Source organism: Castellaniella sp., from assembly GCF_049671645.1.
In the GTDB taxonomy this organism is placed as follows: domain Bacteria; phylum Pseudomonadota; class Gammaproteobacteria; order Burkholderiales; family Burkholderiaceae_B; genus Castellaniella.
The window spans coordinates 32,761-51,955 of the sequence record NZ_JBATVG010000003.1 but is presented as its reverse complement, the minus strand read 5'-3'; the positions used below and the strand labels follow the sequence as shown (position 1 = coordinate 51,955).

Here is a 19,195-nt window from a genome sequence, read left to right as displayed (position 1 = left end):
GGTATCCGCAATTCAGTCTCGCGAGCCCTGCCATGACCCACCCTGCTTCCTGTCCCCCCGGCCTGCCGGCCGCCCAGGGTCTTTACCACCCCGAATATGAACACGACGCCTGCGGCGTGGGCTTCGTGGCCCACATCGAAGGCCACAAAAGCCATTCCGTCATCCAGCAGGCTTTGAAGATCCTGGAAAACCTGGATCACCGGGGCGCGGTGGGCGCCGACGAACTGATGGGCGATGGCGCGGGCATCCTGATCCAGATCCCCGATCAACTGTACCGCGAGGACATGGCCGGCCAGGGCGTCACCCTGCCCCCGCCCGACGACTACGGCGTGGCCATGGTCTTCCTGCCCAAGGAAACCGCATCCCGCCTGGCCTGCGAGCGCGAGCTGGAACGCGCCGTGCGCGACGAAGGCCAGGTCGTGCTGGGCTGGCGCGACGTGCCCATCGATCACGAGATGGACATGTCGCCCACGGTGCGCGCCTGCGAACCCATCATCCGCCAGCTGTTCATCGGCCGGGGCCCGGACATCATGGTGCCCGATGCGCTGGAGCGCAAACTCTACGTCATCCGCAAGACGGCCAGCCACGCCATCCAGCGCATGCAGCTGGCTCACGGCCAGGAATACTTCGTGCCTTCGATCTCGGTGCGCACCGTGGTCTACAAGGGCCTGCTGCTGGCCAGCCAGGTCGGCGTGTACTACCGCGACCTGACCGACACCCGCGTGGCATCGGCCCTGGCGATGGTTCACCAGCGTTTTTCCACCAACACCTTCCCGGCCTGGCCCCTGGCCCACCCCTACCGCATGATTGCGCACAACGGCGAAATCAACACGGTCAAGGGCAACTTCAACTGGTTGCGCGCGCGCGAGGGCGTGATGGCGTCCGCCGTGCTGGGCGACGACCTGGGCAAGCTCTACCCCATCGTCTACGAAGGCCAGTCGGATACGGCAACGTTCGACAACTGCCTGGAATTGCTGGTCATGTCCGGCTATTCCCTGGCCCACGCCATGATGATCATGATCCCGGAAGCCTGGGAACAGCATGCTGACATGGACGAGTCCCGGCGCGCATTCTACGAATACCATGCCGCCATGATGGAACCCTGGGACGGGCCGGCCGCCGTCACCTTCACGGACGGCCGCCAGATCGGCGCCACGCTGGACCGCAACGGCCTGCGCCCGGCCCGCTACCTGATCACCGACGACAAAATGGTGGTCCTGGCATCCGAAGCCGGGACCCTGCCGATTCCCGAGCACCGCATCGTCAAGAAATGGCGCCTGCAGCCGGGCAAGATGCTGCTGATCGACCTGCAACAGGGCCGCATCATCGAAGACGAGGAAATCAAGGCGCAGTTGGCCAACGCCCATCCCTACCCGCAGTGGATCCAGCGCCTGCGCATGCGGCTCGACGACCTGCCGGCCCTGAAGGCCGACGATCTGCCCGAGCCCGCCGCCAGCCTGCTGGACCGCCAGCAAGCCTTTGGCTGGACCCAGGAAGACATCAAGTTCATCCTGGAGCCCATGGCCAGCACCGGCCAGGAAGCCATCGGATCCATGGGCAACGACGCGCCGCTGACCGTGCTGTCGGACCGGCCCAAGCCCTTCTATCATTACTTCCGCCAGATGTTCGCCCAGGTGACGAATCCGCCCATCGATTCGATCCGCGAGCAGCTGGTGATGTCGCTGGTATCCTTCATCGGCCCCAAGCCCAACCTGCTGGACATCAACAACGTCAACCCGCCGCTGCGGCTGGAAATCAGCCAGCCCGTGCTTGACCTGGCCGCCATGGCGCAATTGCGCCACATCAGCCGCCAGACCAACGACAAGTTCCGTTGCTGCGAACTGGACATCACCTACCCGTTCGCCTGGGGCCGGGAAGGGATCGAGGCCTGCCTGGCGTCCCTGTGCGCCACCGCCGCCGACGCTGTGCGCAGCGGCAACAACATCCTGCTGCTGAGCGACCGCAAGGTCGACGCCGAGCGCGTCGCCATCCCGGCGCTGCTGGCGACCTCCGCCATCCACCAGCACCTGATCCGCGCCGGCCTGCGCACCAAGACCGGCCTGGTGGTAGAAACCGGGTCCGCCCGCGAAACGCACCACTTCGCCCTGCTGGCGGGCTACGGGGCGGAAGCCATCCACCCCTGGCTGGCCCTGGAAACCCTGGCCGGCATGGAAAAGGACATCCCCGACGCCACGGAACACTACATCAAGGCCATCGGCAAAGGCCTGAAAAAGGTCATGTCCAAGATGGGCATCTCGACCTACATGTCCTACACCGGGGCGCAGATCTTCGAGGCTGTCGGCCTGCACAGCAGCCTGGTGAAGAAATACTTCACCGGCACGCCCAGCAACATTGAGGGCATCGACATCTTCCAGGTGGCGGAAGAATCGCTGCGCACGCACCAGGCGGCCTTCGGCAACAGCCCCGTGCTGGCCGACCGCCTGGACGAAGGCGGCGACTATGCCTTCCGCGTCCGGGGCGAGGAACACCTGTGGACGCCCGATTCCATCGCCAAGCTGCAGCACGCCACCCGGGCCAACAACTATTCCACCTTCAAGGAATACGCCCAGCTGATCAACGACCAGTCGCGCCGCCACATGACGCTGCGCGGCCTGTTTGAATTCCGCGTCGATCCGGCCCAGGCCATTCCGCTGTCGGAAGTGGAGCCCGCCAAGGACATCGTCAAGCGCTTCGCCACCGGCGCCATGTCGCTGGGTTCCATTTCCACCGAGGCCCATGCCACGCTGGCCGTGGCCATGAACCGCATCGGCGGCAAATCCAACACGGGCGAGGGCGGCGAAGACGCCCTGCGCTACCGCGCCGAAATGCGGGCCGGCAAACCGACGGTGCGCAAGGGCGATACGATCGCCTCGGTCCTGGGCAAAGACCGCATCGTGGCCGACATTCCGCTGGCGGCGGGCGACTCGCTGCGTTCGCGCATCAAGCAGGTGGCCTCGGGGCGTTTCGGCGTCACGGCCGAATACCTGTGCAGCGCCGACCAGATCCAGATCAAGATGGCCCAGGGCGCCAAGCCCGGCGAAGGCGGCCAGTTGCCGGGCCACAAGGTCACGGACTACATCGCCCAGCTGCGCTACTCCGTGCCGGGCGTGGGGCTGATCTCGCCCCCGCCGCACCACGACATCTATTCCATCGAAGACCTGGCCCAGCTCATCCACGACCTGAAGAACGTCAATGACCGCGCGTCCATTTCCGTGAAGCTGGTCGCCGAAGTCGGCGTGGGCACGGTCGCCACCGGCGTGGCCAAGGCCAAGGCCGACCACGTGGTGATCGCCGGCCACGACGGCGGCACGGGCGCATCCCCCGTGTCATCCATCAAGCACGCCGGCATCCCCTGGGAACTGGGCCTGGCGGAAACCCAGCAGACGCTGGTTCTGAACCGCCTGCGCAGCCGCATCCGCGTGCAGGCCGACGGCCAGATGAAGACCGGGCGCGACGTCGCCATCGCCGCCATGCTGGGCGCCGACGAAGTCGGCTTCGCCACGGCGCCCCTGATCGTCGAGGGCTGCGTGATGATGCGCAAATGCCACCTGAACACCTGCCCGACCGGCGTGGCGACACAGGACCCCGTGCTGCGCAAGAAATTCAACGGCAAGCCCGAATACGTCGTGAACTATTTCTTCTTCGTCGCCGAAGAAGTCCGCGAGATCATGGCGCAACTGGGCATCCGCACCTTCGACGAACTGATCGGCCGCGTGGATCTGCTGGACATGCGCAAAGGCATCAGCCACTGGAAAGCGCATGGCCTGGATTTCAGCCGCATCTTCCACCAGGTGAAGACCGACGATCCCGTGCGCCACACCGACGCCCAGGATCACGGCCTGGCCCATGCCCTGGACCATCAGCTGATCGAGCGCAGCAAAGCGGCCCTGGAGCGTGGCGAAAAAGTATCCTTCATCACGCCGGTGCGCAACCGCAACCGCACCATCGGCGCCATGCTCTCGGGCGAAGTGGCCCGACGCTACGGCCACGAAGGCCTGCCCGACGACACCATCCATATCCAGTGCAACGGCGCAGCCGGCCAAAGCTTCGGCGCTTTCCTGGCGCACGGCGTCACACTGGATCTGGTGGGCGAGGCCAACGATTACGTCGGCAAGGGCCTGTCGGGCGGCCGCCTGATCGTGCGCTCGCCCAATGACTTCCGGGGCTTTGGCCCGGACCACATCATTGCCGGCAACACGGTGCTGTACGGCGCCACCGGCGGCGAGGCCTACTTCAACGGCGTGGCGGGCGAACGCTTCGCCGTGCGCAATTCCGGCGCCGTCGCGGTCGTCGAAGGCACGGGCGATCATGGCTGCGAATACATGACGGGCGGCACCGTCGTCGTCCTGGGGGAAACCGGACGCAACTTCGCCGCCGGCATGTCGGGCGGCATCGCCTACGTCTGGGACCCTGAACAGGTCTTCGCCCGGCGCTGCAACCCGGACATGGTGCTGCTCGACCCCATGAGCACTCACGAAGCCCAGCGGCAAGCCGGCGATGTCCAGTTCTGGCACCACCAGAGCCGCGACAGCGAGCGTGAGACCGACGAGACCATCGTGCGCCGTCTGGTGGAAAACCATTTCCGCCACACGGGCAGCTTCCGCGCCCGGGAAATCCTGGACGACTGGAATCAGGCCCGCCGCGCCTTTGTCAAAGTCACCCCGACCGAATACCGCCGCGCCCTGGGCGAACTGTGGCAAGCCGCCCAGGCCCGCGCCCTGGCCGCCTGAAGGAATACCGCATCATGGGAAAAATCACTGGTTTCATGGAATTCGACCGGGTCAAGCCGGCCTACGAAGCGCCCGAAAGCCGGCTGCGCCACTGGAAGGAATACGTCTCGCCGCTGACGAACGAGGAAGCCCGCATCCAGGGCGCCCGCTGCATGGACTGCGGCGTCCCGTTCTGCACCCACGCCTGCCCGGTCAACAACATCATCCCCGACTGGAACGACCTAGTCTACAAGCAGGACTGGAAACGCGCACTGGACACGCTGTTGTCCACCAACAACTTCCCGGAATTCACGGGCCGCATCTGCCCCGCGCCCTGCGAGGCCGCCTGTACCCTGAATCTGAACGATACGGCGGTGGGCATCAAGTCCATCGAGCACACCATCATCGAGCGCGGCTGGCAGGAAGGCTGGGTCGTCCCACAGCCGCCGGCCCGCAAGACCGGCAAGAAAGTCGCCATCGTGGGGTCGGGCCCGTCGGGCCTGGCCTGCGCCCAGCAGTTGGCCCGGGCCGGCCACAGCGTGTCGGTCTACGAGAAAAGCAACCGCATCGGCGGGCTGCTGCGCTACGGCATCCCCGACTTCAAGCTGGAAAAGACCCACATCGACCGGCGCCTGGCGCAGATGGAATCCGAAGGCGTGGAATTCTTCCCGTCCACCTACGTCGGCCGGGCCGAGGACGCCGATGACGGACTGACCGTCATCACCCCCGACGAACTGCTGGCTCTGCATGATGCCGTGGTCCTGGCGGGCGGCAGCGAACAGCCTCGGGATCTGCCCGTCGAGGGCCGCGAGCTGCGCGGCGTGCATTTCGCCATGGATTTCCTGCGCCAGCAGAACAAGATCAATCACGGCGACCGCATCGCCAAGCCCATCAGCGCCAAAGGCAAGCATGTGGTGGTCATCGGCGGCGGAGATACCGGGTCGGACTGCGTGGGCACCAGCAACCGCCAGGGCGCGGCATCGGTCACGCAGTTCGAACTGATGTTCCGCCCGCCTGAGGAAGAAAACAAGATGCTCACCTGGCCGTACTGGCCCATCAAGCTGCGCACGTCCTCGTCCCACGAGGAAGGCTGCCAGCGCGATTGGGCCGTCGGCACCCAGGCATTCGAGGGCAAGGGCGGCAAAGTCGAAAAGCTGGTGGCCACTCGCCTGGAATGGCTGAAGGACAAGGCCACCGGCCAGATGAAGATGCGCGAGGTCAAGGATTCGCGCTTCGAGATCCAGGCCGACCTGATCCTGCTGGCCATGGGCTTCGTCTCGCCGGTGCGCTCGGTGCTGGACGCCTTCGGCGTCGAAGTCAACAGCCGCGGCAATGCGCAGGCCAATACCGATGACTACTGCAGTTCGCAGGCCAAGGTCTTCGCCGCCGGCGACATGCGGCGCGGCCAGTCCCTGGTGGTCTGGGCCATCCGCGAAGGCCGCCAATGCGCCCGGTCCGTGGATGAATACCTGATGGGGTCGTCGCTGCTGCCGCGTTGAGGGCCCGGACGGGTCCTTGCCCCCGGGGGGTGGGCGTCCCTGCCACAGCAGGTACAATTCCTTTGATAGAAAGAGGCCACCCCATCCCCATGACCACTGCCCCCGATCCTCTCGTGACCTTCGCCGGCGTTTCGCTGGGCTACGGCGAATTCACGGTGCTGCGCGACATCGACCTGCAAGTCATGCCAGGGCAGGTCGTGGCCATGATGGGCGGCTCGGGGTCGGGCAAAACCACGCTGCTTAGGGCCGTCACCGGCCAGTTGCCGGCCCAGGCGGGCGACATCGCCGTATTCGGGCGCCGCATGGCCGACCTGCGCGGCGAGTCCCTGCGCGAAATCCGCCAACGCATGGGGGTGCTGTTCCAGGGCGGCGCGCTGTTCACGGATCTGGACGTTTTTGAAAACGTCGCCTTCCCCTTGCGGGAACACACCTGCATTTCCGAACAGCAGATTCTCGAAAAGGTGCTCGACAAGCTGCAGGCCGTCGGCCTGCGCCATGCGGCGCACCTGCGCATTTCCGAAATCTCCGGCGGCATGGCGCGGCGCGTGGCGCTGGCCCGCGCCGTGGTCCTGGAACCCGAACTGATCCTGTACGACGAGCCCTTCGCCGGCCTGGACCCGATTTCCCTGGGCATTACCGCGCAACTGATCCGCGACATGACCGATAAACTGGGCTGCGCATCCATCCTGATCACCCACGACGTGGCGGAATCCTTCGCCATCGTGGACCAGGTCTACCTGATCGGCCAGGGGCGGCTGATGGCCCAGGGCACGCCGGCGGAACTCTCGGCCGCCCAGGACGACTATCTGCAGCAGTTTCTTCAGGGCCGCCCGGATGGCCCGATCGGCTTCCACTACCCGCTGACACCCGCCTTCGAGCGCTGGCTGGCGGCCCGCCGGGGGATGGCATGAACGCACTATCGCGCCGCATCGCCGCGCTGGGCCACGGCTTTGTCTCCATACTGACCGGCCTGGGGGCCTTCGCCCGCCTGTTCGTGGCCATCCTGGCCCGCAGCAGCATCCTGTGGCGCCGTCCCAGGCTGACGGCCCAGCAGGTGCATTTCATCGGCAACCATTCCCTGCTGATCATCGGCGTCTCCGGCCTGTTCGTGGGTTTCGTCCTGGGGCTGCAGGGCTACTACACCCTGAACCGCTACGGCTCGGAAGAAGCCCTGGGCCTGCTGGTGGCGCTCTCGCTCACCCGCGAATTGGGGCCGGTCGTGACCGCCCTGCTGTTCGCGGGCCGGGCGGGCACCTCGCTGACCGCCGAGATCGGCCTGATGAAAGCCGGCGAACAGCTCTCCGCCATGGAAGTCATGGCCGTCGACCCCATCCGCCGGGTGCTCACGCCGCGCTTCTGGGGCGGCGTCATCGCCATGCCGGTGCTGGCGGCCGTCTTTTCCATGGTCGGCATCCTGGGCGGCTGGTTCGTCGGGGTAGTGCTGATCGGCATCGACCCGGGCGCATTCTGGTCGCAGATGCAAGGCGGGGTGGACGTCGTCAACGACGTGCTCAACGGGGTCATCAAGAGCCTGGTGTTCGGCGTCGTGGTCACGCTCATCGCCTTGCACCAGGGCTGGACCGCTCTGCCCACCCCCGAAGGGGTGTCCCGCGCCACCACGCGCACGGTCGTCAGCGGCGCGCTGGCCGTGCTGGGACTGGATTTCCTGCTGACGGCGCTGATGTTTGCGCACTAAGGATCATTTCATGACACGCGAAAAAACCGATTTCTGGGTAGGGTTGTTCATTCTGCTGGGGCTGATCGCCCTGGTGTTCCTGGCCCTGAGAGCCGGCAACATGAGCTCCTTCTCCTTCGCCCCCACCTACCGGGTACAGGCCCATTTCGACAACGTCGGCGGCCTGAAGGCCCGCGCCCCCGTGAAAAGCAGCGGGGTCGTCGTCGGGCGGGTGGCATCCATCAGTTTCGACAACAAGCGCTTCCAGGCCACCGTGGCCGTGGATCTGGAAAAACAGTATCAATTTCCGACCGACACATCGGCCTCCATCCTGACCTCCGGCCTGTTGGGCGAACAATACATCGGCCTGACTCCGGGCGGCGAAGACAAGAACCTGGCGGATGGCGGTACCATCGAGTTCACCCAATCGGCCGTCGTGCTGGAAGACCTGATCAGCAAATTCCTGTATAACTCCGCTGAAAAAGAAGGCTCGGCTGCAGCGCCATCCGCAGCGCCCGCGGCCGGCGACGCCCACTGACCCTCCGGCCGGGCCGCCTTCTCCGACCGCGACCCGGTCCACGCAAGCCGCGCGTCGAAAGACGGCGACGCCTTTCCCGGCAATGAAGACCGGTAAGGTTACAATACGCAGCAACTACGGCCTGGCCGCCTGCCCCCTCACTGCCCCCGATTCCATGACCACGACCGCCCACCCGCACCGACCCTGTCCCCGCCGCAGCCGCACGACACGCACCGTCCTGGCCCTGGCGGCCGTGGCGCTGATGGCGGGCTGCGCCCAGGTGCCGCACCCTTCGCCCAACGACCCCTGGGAATCGTATAACCGCGGCATGTACGCCTTCAACGACACGGTGGACCGCGCGGTGCTCAAGCCCATCGCCACCGGCTACGAAACCGTCACCCCCCGCCCCGTGCGCACCTGCATCCACAACATCTTCGGCAACCTGAGCGATGTCTGGTCCGGCATCAACAGCCTGCTGCAGGGACGCGGCCGCGATTTCGTCGATACGTTCGGGCGCGTGCTGTTCAACACCACGGCGGGCCTGGGCGGCTGTATCGACGTCGCCTCGATGCACGGCGCCCGCAAGGTCCCCAACGATTTCGGCATGACGCTGGGCGTCTGGGGCTTTGGCCAGGGGCCGTACTTCGTCCTGCCCTTCCTGGGCCCCAGCACGGTGCGCGACGGGGTCGGCACGGCAGTCACCCTGACGGTGCCTTCGAGCCCGGCCGCCGCGGTCTTCACCATCGACAACGTGCCGGTGCGCAACTCCATCCTGGGCCTGTACATCGTCGACACCCGCGCCAATCTGCTGGAAGCCGACCGTCTGGTGGACCAGATCGCCCTGGACAAATACAGTTTCATCCGCGACGCCTATTTGCAACGCCGCAAGGCTATGCTGGATAGCCGGGCCCGAGGCGAACGCGCCAGCACCGAAGACGCGCTGGACCAGGCGCCGTCCGCGAAGGCGTCCGACACACTGCCGGTGTACGAAGACCCGGACGATCAAGCCGCCCATTGACCCACGCCGGACCGTCCGGCCCCGGCCGTTCCGCGGCCGGGCCTGCGACGAACCGGCGCCGGGGGTTTTCCCCGGCGCTCCCTGGAGTCCCCGAATGATGATGAAGCCTTTCCTGCCGTCGAACCTGTACCGCCTGGCCCAGACCTTCCTGCTGGGCGCCGTCCTGGCGCTGGGCATCCTGCCCGCCGCCCAGGCCGAACACGCCGTCGACCCCAAGGCCACGCCCGACGTGTTCCTGGGCGCGGTGGCCAACAACATGCTGGACGCCGTCAAGGCGGATCCCCTGGCGCTGAAGGGCGACGTCAGCCACATCACGGCCCTGGTGCGTCAATACGCCTTGCCCTACGTGGACATGAACAAGACCACGCGCCTGGCCGCCGGCCGCTACTGGCGCCAGGCCTCGGCCCAACAGCAGGCCGATCTGGTGAAGGCTTTCACCGGCACGCTGATCCGCACCTACAGCGGCGCATTCACGCGCGTGACTCCGGACACGACCATCACGCTGCTGCCGTTCCGGGGCGACAAGCAGGCCGACGACGCGGTGGTGCGCACGTCGGTGTCCCAACCCAACAGCTCGCCCATCGGGGTGGACTACCGGTTGGAACAGACGGACGCGGGCTGGAAGGTCTACGATCTGAACGTGGAAGGCATCTGGCTGATCCAGAACTACCGCAACCAGTTCGCCCAGGAAATCGGCCGCAACGGCATCGACGGGCTGATCAAGGCGCTGAACGCGAAAAGCGGGCAGTAGGCCGCATAGCGCATACTTAACACGCCCGCTGTTGGGGCATGAAACACGGTTTTTGCCTCGCCAACCGCAAACCCGGCCGGGGGATGATGCAGGGGGCGGGGCAACCGTGTGAGGCGCCGGCGGCTTCTGAAGGGAAGCCGGGGGAAGTCGGCGGGTGTGTCTGAGCCGCGTAGCGGCGAGTTCGCCCGCCGCCCGGCTGGACGAAGAAGGGCCGGGCAGTCCGACCGCAGGGAGGACCGCCGAACAGGGCGCACCGCCCCCTGCATCATCCCCCGGCCGCGAATCGACTCAACAAGACAACGTCCGCCGATCACCGCTTATAATGATTAATGGCGCCCATTTTGGGGCGCCATTGTCTGCTCATGCCCGCCTTAGACCTGCAACACGTCTCCAAAATCTACGCTCCGGCCCAGCGATCCCTGCGGGATCGGCTGACGGGCCGCCCCGCGCCCGCCGGCTTTCAGGCGCTGCACGATGTCAGCCTGACCATCGAGCATGGCGAATTCTTCGGCCTGCTGGGGCCTAACGGGGCGGGCAAGACCACCCTGATTTCGATTCTGGCCGGCCTGGCGCACGCCACGTCCGGCAGCGCCCGGGTCTGCGGCTACGACGTCGTCGGCGACTTCCGCCGCGCCCGCCAATCACTGGGCGTCGTGCCGCAGGAAATCGTCTACGACCCGTTTTTCACTGTGCGCGAGACCCTGCGCCTGCAGTCCGGCTACTTCGGCTTGCGGCGCAACGACGACTGGATCGACGAGATCCTGGAAAACCTGGGCCTGCTGGACAAGGCCGACACCAACATGCGGTCCCTGTCGGGCGGCATGAAGCGCCGCGTGCTGGTGGCCCAGGCCCTGGTGCACCGCCCCCCCGTCATCATCCTGGACGAGCCCACGGCGGGCGTCGATGTCGATCTGCGTCGCACGCTGTGGGATTTCATCACGCGCCTGAACCAGGCGGGCCACACCATCCTGCTGACCACGCACTACCTCGAAGAGGCCGAATCCCTGTGCGGACGCGTGGCCATGCTGAAATCCGGCCACGTCGTGGCGCTGGACACCACCCAGGCCCTGATGGCCCGGTTCGGCGGCGCCGACCTGGAAGACGCGTTCGTCCACATCATGCACGACGACTCTCTGCTGGAGGCCGAACTGTGATCCATCTCGCCACGACGCCCGGAATCACAATCCGGACCTCCGGGAATCCGTCGGCCGGGGCCGCCCGATGATCCGGCCCGTTGCCCAGACCCGGCCCGCCATGGGCTCGGGCTTCCCGACCCTGCTGCACAAAGAACTGATGCGCTTCTGGAAGGTCGGGCTGCAAACCATCGCCGCGCCGGTGGTGACGGCGCTGCTGTATCTGCTGATTTTTTCCCACGTCCTGGAAGACCGCGTGCAGGTCTATGGCAGTCTGCCCTACACCGCCTTCCTGATCCCGGGGCTGATGATGATGAGCATGCTGCAAAACAGCTTTGCCAATCCCTCGTCGTCATTGATCCAGAGCCGCATCACCGGAAACCTGATTTTCGTGCTGCTGCCGCCCTTTTCCCACCGGCAGATCTTTGCCGCCTACCTGGTGGCCGCCGTCGCGCGCGGCCTGTCCGTGGGGGTCTGCATCTGGGCCGTGGCGCTGTTCTTCGTGCGGCTGCCGGTCATCGAACCTGTATGGCTGCTGGTCTTCGCCGTCCTGTCCTGCTGGATCCTGGGCACGCTGGGGCTGATCGCAGGCCTGTGGTCGGAAAAATTCGACCAGCTGGCCGCGTTCCAGAACTTCCTGATCGTACCCGCCACCTTCCTGTCGGGCGTGTTCTACTCCATTCATAGCCTGCCGCCTTTCTGGCAGACCGTGTCGGGCTGGAACCCGGTGTTCTACATGATCGACGGGTTCCGCTACGGTTTCTTCGCCGTCTCCGACGTTTCGCCCTGGCACGGACTGGCCGTGGTGCTGACCGTCGCCGTCGTTCTCAGCCTCTTCGCCCTGCGCCTGCTGGCGCGGGGCTACAAACTACGGAGCTAAGCCCATGCAGCCGACCCCCGAACATGTCCGCCAGTACATTGCCGACCACCTGGATTGCGAGCACCTGGAAGTCTACGGCGACGGCGCCCACTTCGAAGCGCTGATCGTCAGCAAGGCCTTCGAGGGCCAGAACACCCTGGCGCGTCACCGCACGGTCTATCAGGCGCTGGGCGACCGCATGCGGGCGGAAATCCACGCCCTGTCGATGCGCAACCTGACCCCGGCCGAATACGCCGCCGCCCAGGACAACAATGGATAAGCTCCTGATCCAGGGCGGGCGCCCGCTGCACGGCGAAGTCGCCATTTCCGGCGCGAAGAACGCTGCGCTGCCCATCCTGTGCGCCGCCTTGCTGACCGACGAACCGCTGGCGCTGGGCAACATCCCCGCGCTGCGCGACATCGGCACCACACTGACCTTGCTGGAACGCATGGGGGTGCGGACCCACCGTCCGGGCGCCGAGCAGGTCACGCTGCAGGCCGACCAGATCCACAGCCAGGAAGCCCCCTACGAGCTGGTCAAGACCATGCGGGCCTCCATCCTGGTGCTGGGACCGCTGCTGGCGCGCTTCGGCCGCGCCCGGGTCAGCCTGCCGGGCGGCTGCGCCATCGGCCAGCGCCCCGTGGACCAGCACATCAAGGGCCTGGCCGCCATGGGCGCCCAGATCCGCATCGATCACGGCTTTGTCGTCGCCGAAGCCGGCCGCCTGCGAGGCGCCAGCATCCTGACCGACATGGTCACGGTCACGGGCACGGAAAACCTGCTGATGGCCGCCACCCTGGCCGAAGGCCGCACCGTGCTGGAAAACGCCGCCTGCGAACCCGAAGTCGTGGATCTGGCCCGGGTGCTGATCGCCATGGGCGCCCACATCGAAGGCCACGGCACCGATCGCATCGTCATCGAAGGCGTCGAACGCCTGCACGGCGCCAGCCATCAGGTGGTGCCCGACCGCATCGAGGCCGGCACGTTCCTGTGCGCCGTGGCCGCCACGGGCGGCGACATCACCCTGCGCCGCGCGGCCCCCGACACCCTGGGCGCCGTGCTGGACAAACTGCGCGACGCCGGCCTGGAAATCACCACAGGCCCGGACTGGATCCGCGCCCGCATGGCCGGCCGGCCCCGCGCCACCGGCTTTCGCACCAGCGAATACCCGGGGTTCCCGACCGACATGCAGGCGCAGCTGATGGCCCTGAACACCCTGGCCGACGGCACCGCCGTCATCACGGAAAACATCTTCGAAAACCGCTACATGCACGTGCAGGAACTCTGCCGCATGGGGGCGGACATCGAGATCGATGGCCACACCGCCGTCGTCCAGGGGCGCGCCGACCTGCTGGGCGCCACGGTCATGGCCACCGACCTGCGGGCATCCGCCAGCCTGGTCATCGCCGGCCTGGCGGCTCAAGGCCAGACCACGGTCGAACGCATCTATCACCTGGACCGGGGCTACGAACGCATGGAACACAAGCTCCAGGCGCTGGGCGCGGACATCCAACGCATTCAATAGGCATACCGCACATGGCACAAGCCCCGCTGACCCTGGCCCTGTCCAAAGGACGCATCTTCGAAGAAACCCTGCCGCTGCTGGCGGCGGCCGGCGTGGGCGTGCCGGAGAATCCGGAAACCTCGCGCAAGCTGATCCTGCCGACAGATTCCGACAATCTGCGCATCATCATCGTGCGGGCCTCCGACGTGCCCACCTACGTGCAGTATGGGGCCGCGGATTTCGGCATCGCCGGGAAAGACGTGCTGCACGAACACATGGCCCAGCACCCCGGCGGACTGTACCAGCCCATCGACCTGAACATCGCCCGCTGCCGCCTGTGCGTCGCCGCCCCCGAAGGCTTCGACTACCAGACCGCCGTGCGCCAGGGCTCGCGGCTGCGCATCGCCACCAAATACGTGCGCGCCGCCCGCGAGCACTTTGCCGCCAAAGGCGTTCACGTCGACATCATCAAGCTGTACGGTTCCATGGAACTGGCGCCGCTGGTGGGGCTGGCCGACGCCATCGTCGACCTGGTGTCCTCGGGCGGCACGCTGCGCGCCAACCGCCTGGTCGAAGTCGAGGAAATCCGCCAGATCTCGTCGCGCCTGATCGTCAACCAGGCGGCCCTGAAAATGCACGGCCCGCGCCTGCAGCCCTTCCTGGACGCCTTCGCCCAGGCGTCCGTGCAAATGGCCTGAACACCACCGTCCCGTGCCTGCCGGGCGGCGGACACGGGGGCCGGGGCGCCGCCCCCGCGCAAATTCGGTAAGATAGCCCTTTACGCCTCTATTGCCGTCATGTCCCTGATCAACCGCCTGGATGCCCGCGCCGCCGATTTCGACGCTGCCCTGACCCGCCTGCTGGCCTACGATGCTTCGCAGGATGAAGCCATCGAATCCACGGTGCGCGACATCCTGCAGGACGTGCAAACGCGCGGCGATGCGGCGGTGCTGGACTACACCGCCCGCTTCGACCGCCAGCAGGCCGATCGCCTGTCCGAGCTCGAAATCCCCCGGCCCGACTGGCAGGCCGCGCTCGACGCCCTGCCGGCCGACCAGCGCGACGCCCTGGAAGCCGCCGCCGATCGGGTGCGCCGCTACCACGAACACCAGCGCGCCGAGACCTGGACCTACACCGAACCCGACGGCACGATGCTGGGCCAGCAGATCACGCCGCTCGACCGCGTGGGCCTGTACGTCCCGGGCGGCAAGGCCGCCTATCCGTCGTCGGTGCTGATGAACGCCATCCCGGCCAAGGTCGCCGGCGTGCCGGAACTGATCATGGTCACGCCCACCCCGGGGGGCGCGCGCAACCCGATGGTGCTGGCCGCCGCAGCCCTGGGCGGCGTGGACCGGGTCTTCGCCATCGGCGGCGCCCAGGCCGTCGGGGCGCTGGCCTACGGCACGCAGACCCTGCCCGCCGTGGACAAGATCGTCGGCCCGGGCAATGCCTATGTCGCCGCCGCCAAACGGCGCGTCTTCGGCACCGTCGGCATCGACATGATCGCAGGGCCGTCCGAAATCCTGATCGTCGCCGACGGCAGCACCCCGGCCGACTGGCTGGCCATCGACCTGTTTTCCCAGGCCGAACACGACGAACTGGCCCAGGCCATCCTGCTGTGCCCGGATGCCGCCTACCTGGACGCAGTCCAGGCCGCCATCGAACGGCTGCTGCCCAGCCAGCCCCGCGCCGACATCCTGCGCGTCAGCCTGGCCAATCGCGGCGCCCTGATCCAGACCGCCGACCTGGCCCAGGCCTGCGCCCTGGTCAACCGCATCGCGCCCGAGCACCTGGAACTCTCCACCCGCGACCCGCAGGCGCTGCTGCCGCAGATCCGCCACGCCGGCGCGATCTTCCTGGGCGCCTACAGCTCCGAATCCCTGGGCGATTATTGCGCAGGCCCCAACCACGTCCTGCCCACGGCCCGCACGGCCCGATTCTCCTCGCCGCTGGGCGTGTATGATTTCCAGAAACGCAGCAGCCTGATCCAGGTTTCGGCCGCCGGCGCCCAGACCCTGGGCCGCATCGCCGCCACGCTGGCCACCGGCGAGGGCCTGTACGCCCACGCGGCCAGCGCCACGCTGCGTCTGAATACGCCGGCCTGAGGCCGCCGCCCGACCCACCAGGATTCTGTCCCCGCCATGCGCACCGCCACCATCGAACGCAACACCCAGGAAACCCGTATCCGAGTCGCCGTGAATCTGGACGGCACCGGCACCCGCACCCTGAATACCGGCGTGCCGTTTCTGGACCACATGCTGGACCAGATCGCCCGCCACGGCCTGTTCGACCTGGACATCCTCTGCGACGGCGATACCCACATCGACGACCACCACAGCGTCGAGGACGTAGGCATCACCCTGGGCCAGGCCTTTGCCGCCGCGGCAGGCAACAAGGCGGGGCTGCGCCGTTACGGCCACGCCTACGTGCCCCTGGATGAATCGCTGTCGCGCGTGGTGGTGGACCTGTCCGGGCGCCCCGGCCTGTTCTACCACGTGGACTATGCCCGCGCCCGCATCGGCGGCTTCGACGTCGACCTGGCCCGGGAATTCTTCCAGGGCTTCGTCAACCATGCCCAGGCCACCGTGCACATCGACAACCTGCGCGGCGAGAACGCGCACCACCAGTGCGAAACCATCTTCAAGGCCTTTGGCCGGGCATTGCGCATGGCTACGGAAGTCGATCCTCGCGCCGGCGGCGCGATTCCCTCGACCAAAGGCGCGCTCTGATCCAACCGGCCCGTTCACCCCGGACCACACCCAGGAATCCCGCATCGTGACACGCATCGCCATCGTCGATTACGGCATGGGCAATTTCCATTCGGTGGCCCGCGCCCTGCAGGCGGCCGCTCCCGACCAGGACATCCGCATCGCCCGCCAGGCCGCCGACATCCTGGCGGCCGACCGCATCGTCTTTCCCGGACAGGGGGCCATGCCGGACTGCATGCGCACGCTGGACATGTCGGGCCTGCGCGAAGCGGTGCTGCAGGCCGCCCGCGAGAAACCCCTGATGGGGGTCTGCGTGGGCGAACAAATGCTGTTCGACGGCAGCGACGAGGGCGACACCCCCGGCCTGGGCCTGTTCCCCGGCCGCGTGCGGCGATTCCAGGGGCCGGCCTTCGAGCAGCCGGCCGACAGCCGGGCAGGGCGCCTGAAAGTCCCCCACATGGGCTGGAACACCGTCACACAGACCCGGGCACACCCGCTCTGGGAAGGCATCGCGCAGGACACCCCGTTCTATTTCGTGCACAGCTACTATGCCCAGCCCGACGACCCTGCCCTGACCGCCGCCACCAGCAACTACGGGCAACCGTTCTGCTGCGCGATTGCAGCCGACAATATTTTTGCCGTACAGTTTCACCCAGAAAAGAGCACAACGCCCGGCCTGCGGATCTACCGCAACTTCAGCCGCTGGCAGCCCTGATTTCCACCCCGGTGTTTCCTATCCTTTCCGCACTGACACGACGACCATGCTCCTGATCCCCGCCATCGACCTCAAAGACGGGCGCTGCGTGCGCCTGCGCCAAGGTGACTTGGCCGACGCCACCGTCTTTTCCGAAGATCCCGCCGCCATGGCGACCCAATGGGCCGACCAGGGCGCCCGCCGCCTGCACCTGGTGGACCTGAACGGCGCCGTCGCCGGCAAGCCGCGCAACCGAGCCGCCATCCAGGCCATCGTCGATGCCACCGACGAAGACCTCCCCATCCAGATCGGCGGCGGCATCCGCGATCTGGATACGGTCGAATACTACCTGGACAACGGCATCTCCTACGTCATCATCGGCACGGCTGCGGTGAAAGATCCCGGTTTCCTCAGCGACGCCTGCTCGGCCTTCCCCGGCCACATCATCGTCGGCCTGGATGCCCGCGACGGCAAGGTCGCCACCGATGGCTGGTCCAAGCTGACCCGCCACGACGTGGTGGACCTGGCCCGAAAATTCGAGGACTACGGCTGCGAATCCATCATCTACACCGACATCGGCCGCGATGGCATGCTCAGCGGCGTCAACGTCGAAGCCACCCTGCACCTGGCGCAGCAGGTCCATATCCCGGTCATCGCCTCGGGCGGGATCGCCTCCCTGGACGACATCCGCGCGCTGTGCTCCGTGGCCGATCAGGGCATCGACGGCGCCATCCTGGGCCGCAGCATCTACGAAGGCACGCTGAACTTCTCCGATGCCCAAACCCTGGCCGATACGCTCTGCGGCGAGGAAGACGATCCGGACGCGGAATCCGGGCGCTCCGCATGACGGGCCCGCTCGACCCGGGCGGCTCCGCGCTCTCCGCCCCTGCGGCCTCGGCCGGATCCGGCCTGTGCTGCCGCATCATCCCCTGCCTGGACGTCAGCGCCGGCCGGGTAGTCAAGGGAGTCAACTTCGTCAATCTGGCCGATGCCGGCGATCCGGTGGAAATCGCCCGCCGCTACGACGAACAGGGCGCCGACGAACTCACGTTCCTGGATATCACCGCCACCTCCGACGATCGCGACCTGATCCTGCCCATCATCGAATCGGTGGCGCGCCAGGTCTTCATTCCGCTGACCGTCGGCGGCGGCGTGCGACAGGTGTCCGACATCCAGCGCCTGCTGAATGCCGGCGCCGACAAAGTCTCGATCAACAGCGCGGCCGTCGCGCGACCGGAATTGGTGGCCGACGCCGCCAGCCACCACGGGTCCCAATGCATCGTGGTGGCGCTGGACGCCCGCCGCGTCTCCGCCCCGGACGAATCCCCGCGTTGGGAAATCTTCACCCATGGCGGACGCAAGGGCACAGGCCTGGACGCCGTGCAATGGGCCTGCCGCATGGCCGACATGGGGGCGGGTGAACTTTTGTTGACCAGCATGGATCGGGACGGCACCAAATCGGGCTTCGATCTGGAACTGACACGCGCGGTCTCGGACGCGGTATCCATCCCCGTCATCGCTTCCGGCGGCGTAGGCAGCCTGCAGCACCTGGCCGATGGCATCACCCAAGGCCATGCCAGCGCGGTGCTGGCGGCCAGCATCTTCCATTTCGGCCAGCACACTCTGGCCGAGGCCAAGGACTTCCTGGCCGCCCAGGGCATCCAGGTGCGGCGATGACGCAAGCCCCCACCCCCGACTGGCTGTCAGCCCTGCGTTTCGATGCGCAAGGCCTGATCCCCGCCATCGCCCAGGATGCCGGCACGGGCACGGTCCTGATGATGGCCTGGATGAATGCCGAAGCAATCCAGGAAACCGCGCGAACCGGACGCGCCGTGTATTTTTCGCGGTCCCGCCAGCGCCTGTGGCGCAAGGGCGAGGAGTCCGGCCACATCCAGCAGGTGCACGACATCCGCCTGGACTGCGACGGCGACGTGCTGCTGCTGAAAGTCACCCAGGTCGGCGGCATCGCCTGCCACACGGGGCGCGAGCGCTGTTTTTTCCGCGGCCTGGACACACAGAGCGGCGCCGAGCCCGCCTGGGTGGTGCAGGACCCGGTCCTGAAGGACCCCGACACCATTTACCACACTCCGCACGCCTAGTGCCCACGGCTGGCGATCGTCGCCAGCC

Annotated in this window: 18 protein-coding genes; all 18 read left to right on the top strand. The window is 66.9% G+C overall.

The genetic code is table 11. The annotated features are described in order from the left end of the window. Positions 1–32 precede the first annotated feature (32 nt). Positions 33–4,730 (top strand): glutamate synthase-related protein, encoded by a 4,698-nt coding sequence (locus tag WBG56_RS00885; protein WP_424264670.1) that lies wholly within the window; start codon positions 33–35, stop codon positions 4,728–4,730. A gap of 14 nt (positions 4,731–4,744) precedes the next feature. Next, positions 4,745–6,208 carry a glutamate synthase subunit beta gene (locus WBG56_RS00880; RefSeq protein ID WP_424264669.1) on the top strand — a complete coding sequence of 488 codons (1,464 nt, stop codon included), beginning with the start codon at positions 4,745–4,747 and terminating at the stop codon, positions 6,206–6,208. Between the two features lie 89 nt (positions 6,209–6,297). Continuing rightward, positions 6,298–7,119, top strand: a complete 822-nt coding sequence (locus tag WBG56_RS00875) for an ABC transporter ATP-binding protein (RefSeq protein WP_424264668.1) — start codon at positions 6,298–6,300, stop codon at positions 7,117–7,119. Continuing rightward, positions 7,116–7,904, top strand: coding sequence for a lipid asymmetry maintenance ABC transporter permease subunit MlaE (gene mlaE, locus WBG56_RS00870; RefSeq protein ID WP_424264667.1), 789 nt, complete (start codon positions 7,116–7,118; stop codon positions 7,902–7,904). The genes WBG56_RS00875 and mlaE overlap by 4 nt, the downstream gene beginning before the upstream one ends. Positions 7,905–7,914: 10 nt before the next feature. Beyond that, entirely contained in the window at positions 7,915–8,421 is a 507-nt protein-coding gene (mlaD, locus tag WBG56_RS00865) for an outer membrane lipid asymmetry maintenance protein MlaD (protein ID WP_424264666.1), read from the top strand. A gap of 154 nt (positions 8,422–8,575) precedes the next feature. Beyond that, positions 8,576–9,418: an MlaA family lipoprotein gene (locus WBG56_RS00860; RefSeq protein WP_424264665.1), complete on the top strand. Its 843-nt coding sequence runs from the start codon at positions 8,576–8,578 to the stop codon at positions 9,416–9,418. A 100-nt stretch (positions 9,419–9,518) separates the two neighbouring features. Beyond that, a complete protein-coding gene (locus WBG56_RS00855; RefSeq protein ID WP_424264688.1) occupies positions 9,519–10,169 on the top strand; it encodes an MlaC/ttg2D family ABC transporter substrate-binding protein in 651 nt (216 codons plus the stop codon). A gap of 362 nt (positions 10,170–10,531) precedes the next feature. Continuing rightward, positions 10,532–11,323 carry an ABC transporter ATP-binding protein gene (locus WBG56_RS00850; RefSeq protein ID WP_424264664.1) on the top strand — a complete coding sequence of 264 codons (792 nt, stop codon included), beginning with the start codon at positions 10,532–10,534 and terminating at the stop codon, positions 11,321–11,323. 67 nt (positions 11,324–11,390) lie between these two features. After that, the gene (locus WBG56_RS00845) at positions 11,391–12,182 is read left to right on the top strand and encodes an ABC transporter permease (protein ID WP_424264663.1); all 792 of its coding nucleotides are present in this window, start codon (positions 11,391–11,393) and stop codon (positions 12,180–12,182) included. Between the two features lie 4 nt (positions 12,183–12,186). Then, a complete protein-coding gene (locus tag WBG56_RS00840; RefSeq protein WP_424264662.1) occupies positions 12,187–12,441 on the top strand; it encodes a BolA family protein in 255 nt (84 codons plus the stop codon). Continuing rightward, positions 12,434–13,687 carry a UDP-N-acetylglucosamine 1-carboxyvinyltransferase gene (gene murA / locus WBG56_RS00835; protein ID WP_424264661.1) on the top strand — a complete coding sequence of 418 codons (1,254 nt, stop codon included), beginning with the start codon at positions 12,434–12,436 and terminating at the stop codon, positions 13,685–13,687. The genes WBG56_RS00840 and murA overlap by 8 nt, the downstream gene beginning before the upstream one ends. 11 nt (positions 13,688–13,698) lie before the next feature. Beyond that, entirely contained in the window at positions 13,699–14,364 is a 666-nt protein-coding gene (hisG, locus tag WBG56_RS00830) for an ATP phosphoribosyltransferase (protein ID WP_424264660.1), read from the top strand. A gap of 99 nt (positions 14,365–14,463) precedes the next feature. Continuing rightward, positions 14,464–15,771 carry a histidinol dehydrogenase gene (hisD, locus tag WBG56_RS00825; RefSeq protein ID WP_424264659.1) on the top strand — a complete coding sequence of 436 codons (1,308 nt, stop codon included), beginning with the start codon at positions 14,464–14,466 and terminating at the stop codon, positions 15,769–15,771. A 36-nt stretch (positions 15,772–15,807) separates the two neighbouring features. Then, positions 15,808–16,395 carry an imidazoleglycerol-phosphate dehydratase HisB gene (gene hisB / locus WBG56_RS00820; RefSeq protein WP_424264658.1) on the top strand — a complete coding sequence of 196 codons (588 nt, stop codon included), beginning with the start codon at positions 15,808–15,810 and terminating at the stop codon, positions 16,393–16,395. A 46-nt stretch (positions 16,396–16,441) separates the two neighbouring features. Further along, positions 16,442–17,089 carry an imidazole glycerol phosphate synthase subunit HisH gene (gene hisH / locus WBG56_RS00815; RefSeq protein WP_424264657.1) on the top strand — a complete coding sequence of 216 codons (648 nt, stop codon included), beginning with the start codon at positions 16,442–16,444 and terminating at the stop codon, positions 17,087–17,089. Between the two features lie 46 nt (positions 17,090–17,135). After that, entirely contained in the window at positions 17,136–17,915 is a 780-nt protein-coding gene (hisA, locus tag WBG56_RS00810) for a 1-(5-phosphoribosyl)-5-[(5-phosphoribosylamino)methylideneamino]imidazole-4-carboxamide isomerase (protein ID WP_424264656.1), read from the top strand. Beyond that, entirely contained in the window at positions 17,912–18,745 is an 834-nt protein-coding gene (gene hisF / locus WBG56_RS00805) for an imidazole glycerol phosphate synthase subunit HisF (RefSeq protein ID WP_424264655.1), read from the top strand. Before hisA ends, hisF begins: the two co-directional genes overlap by 4 nt. After that, positions 18,742–19,167: a phosphoribosyl-AMP cyclohydrolase gene (gene hisI, locus WBG56_RS00800; protein ID WP_424264654.1), complete on the top strand. Its 426-nt coding sequence runs from the start codon at positions 18,742–18,744 to the stop codon at positions 19,165–19,167. The genes hisF and hisI overlap by 4 nt, the downstream gene beginning before the upstream one ends. The last annotated feature ends 28 nt before the right edge of the window (positions 19,168–19,195 follow it).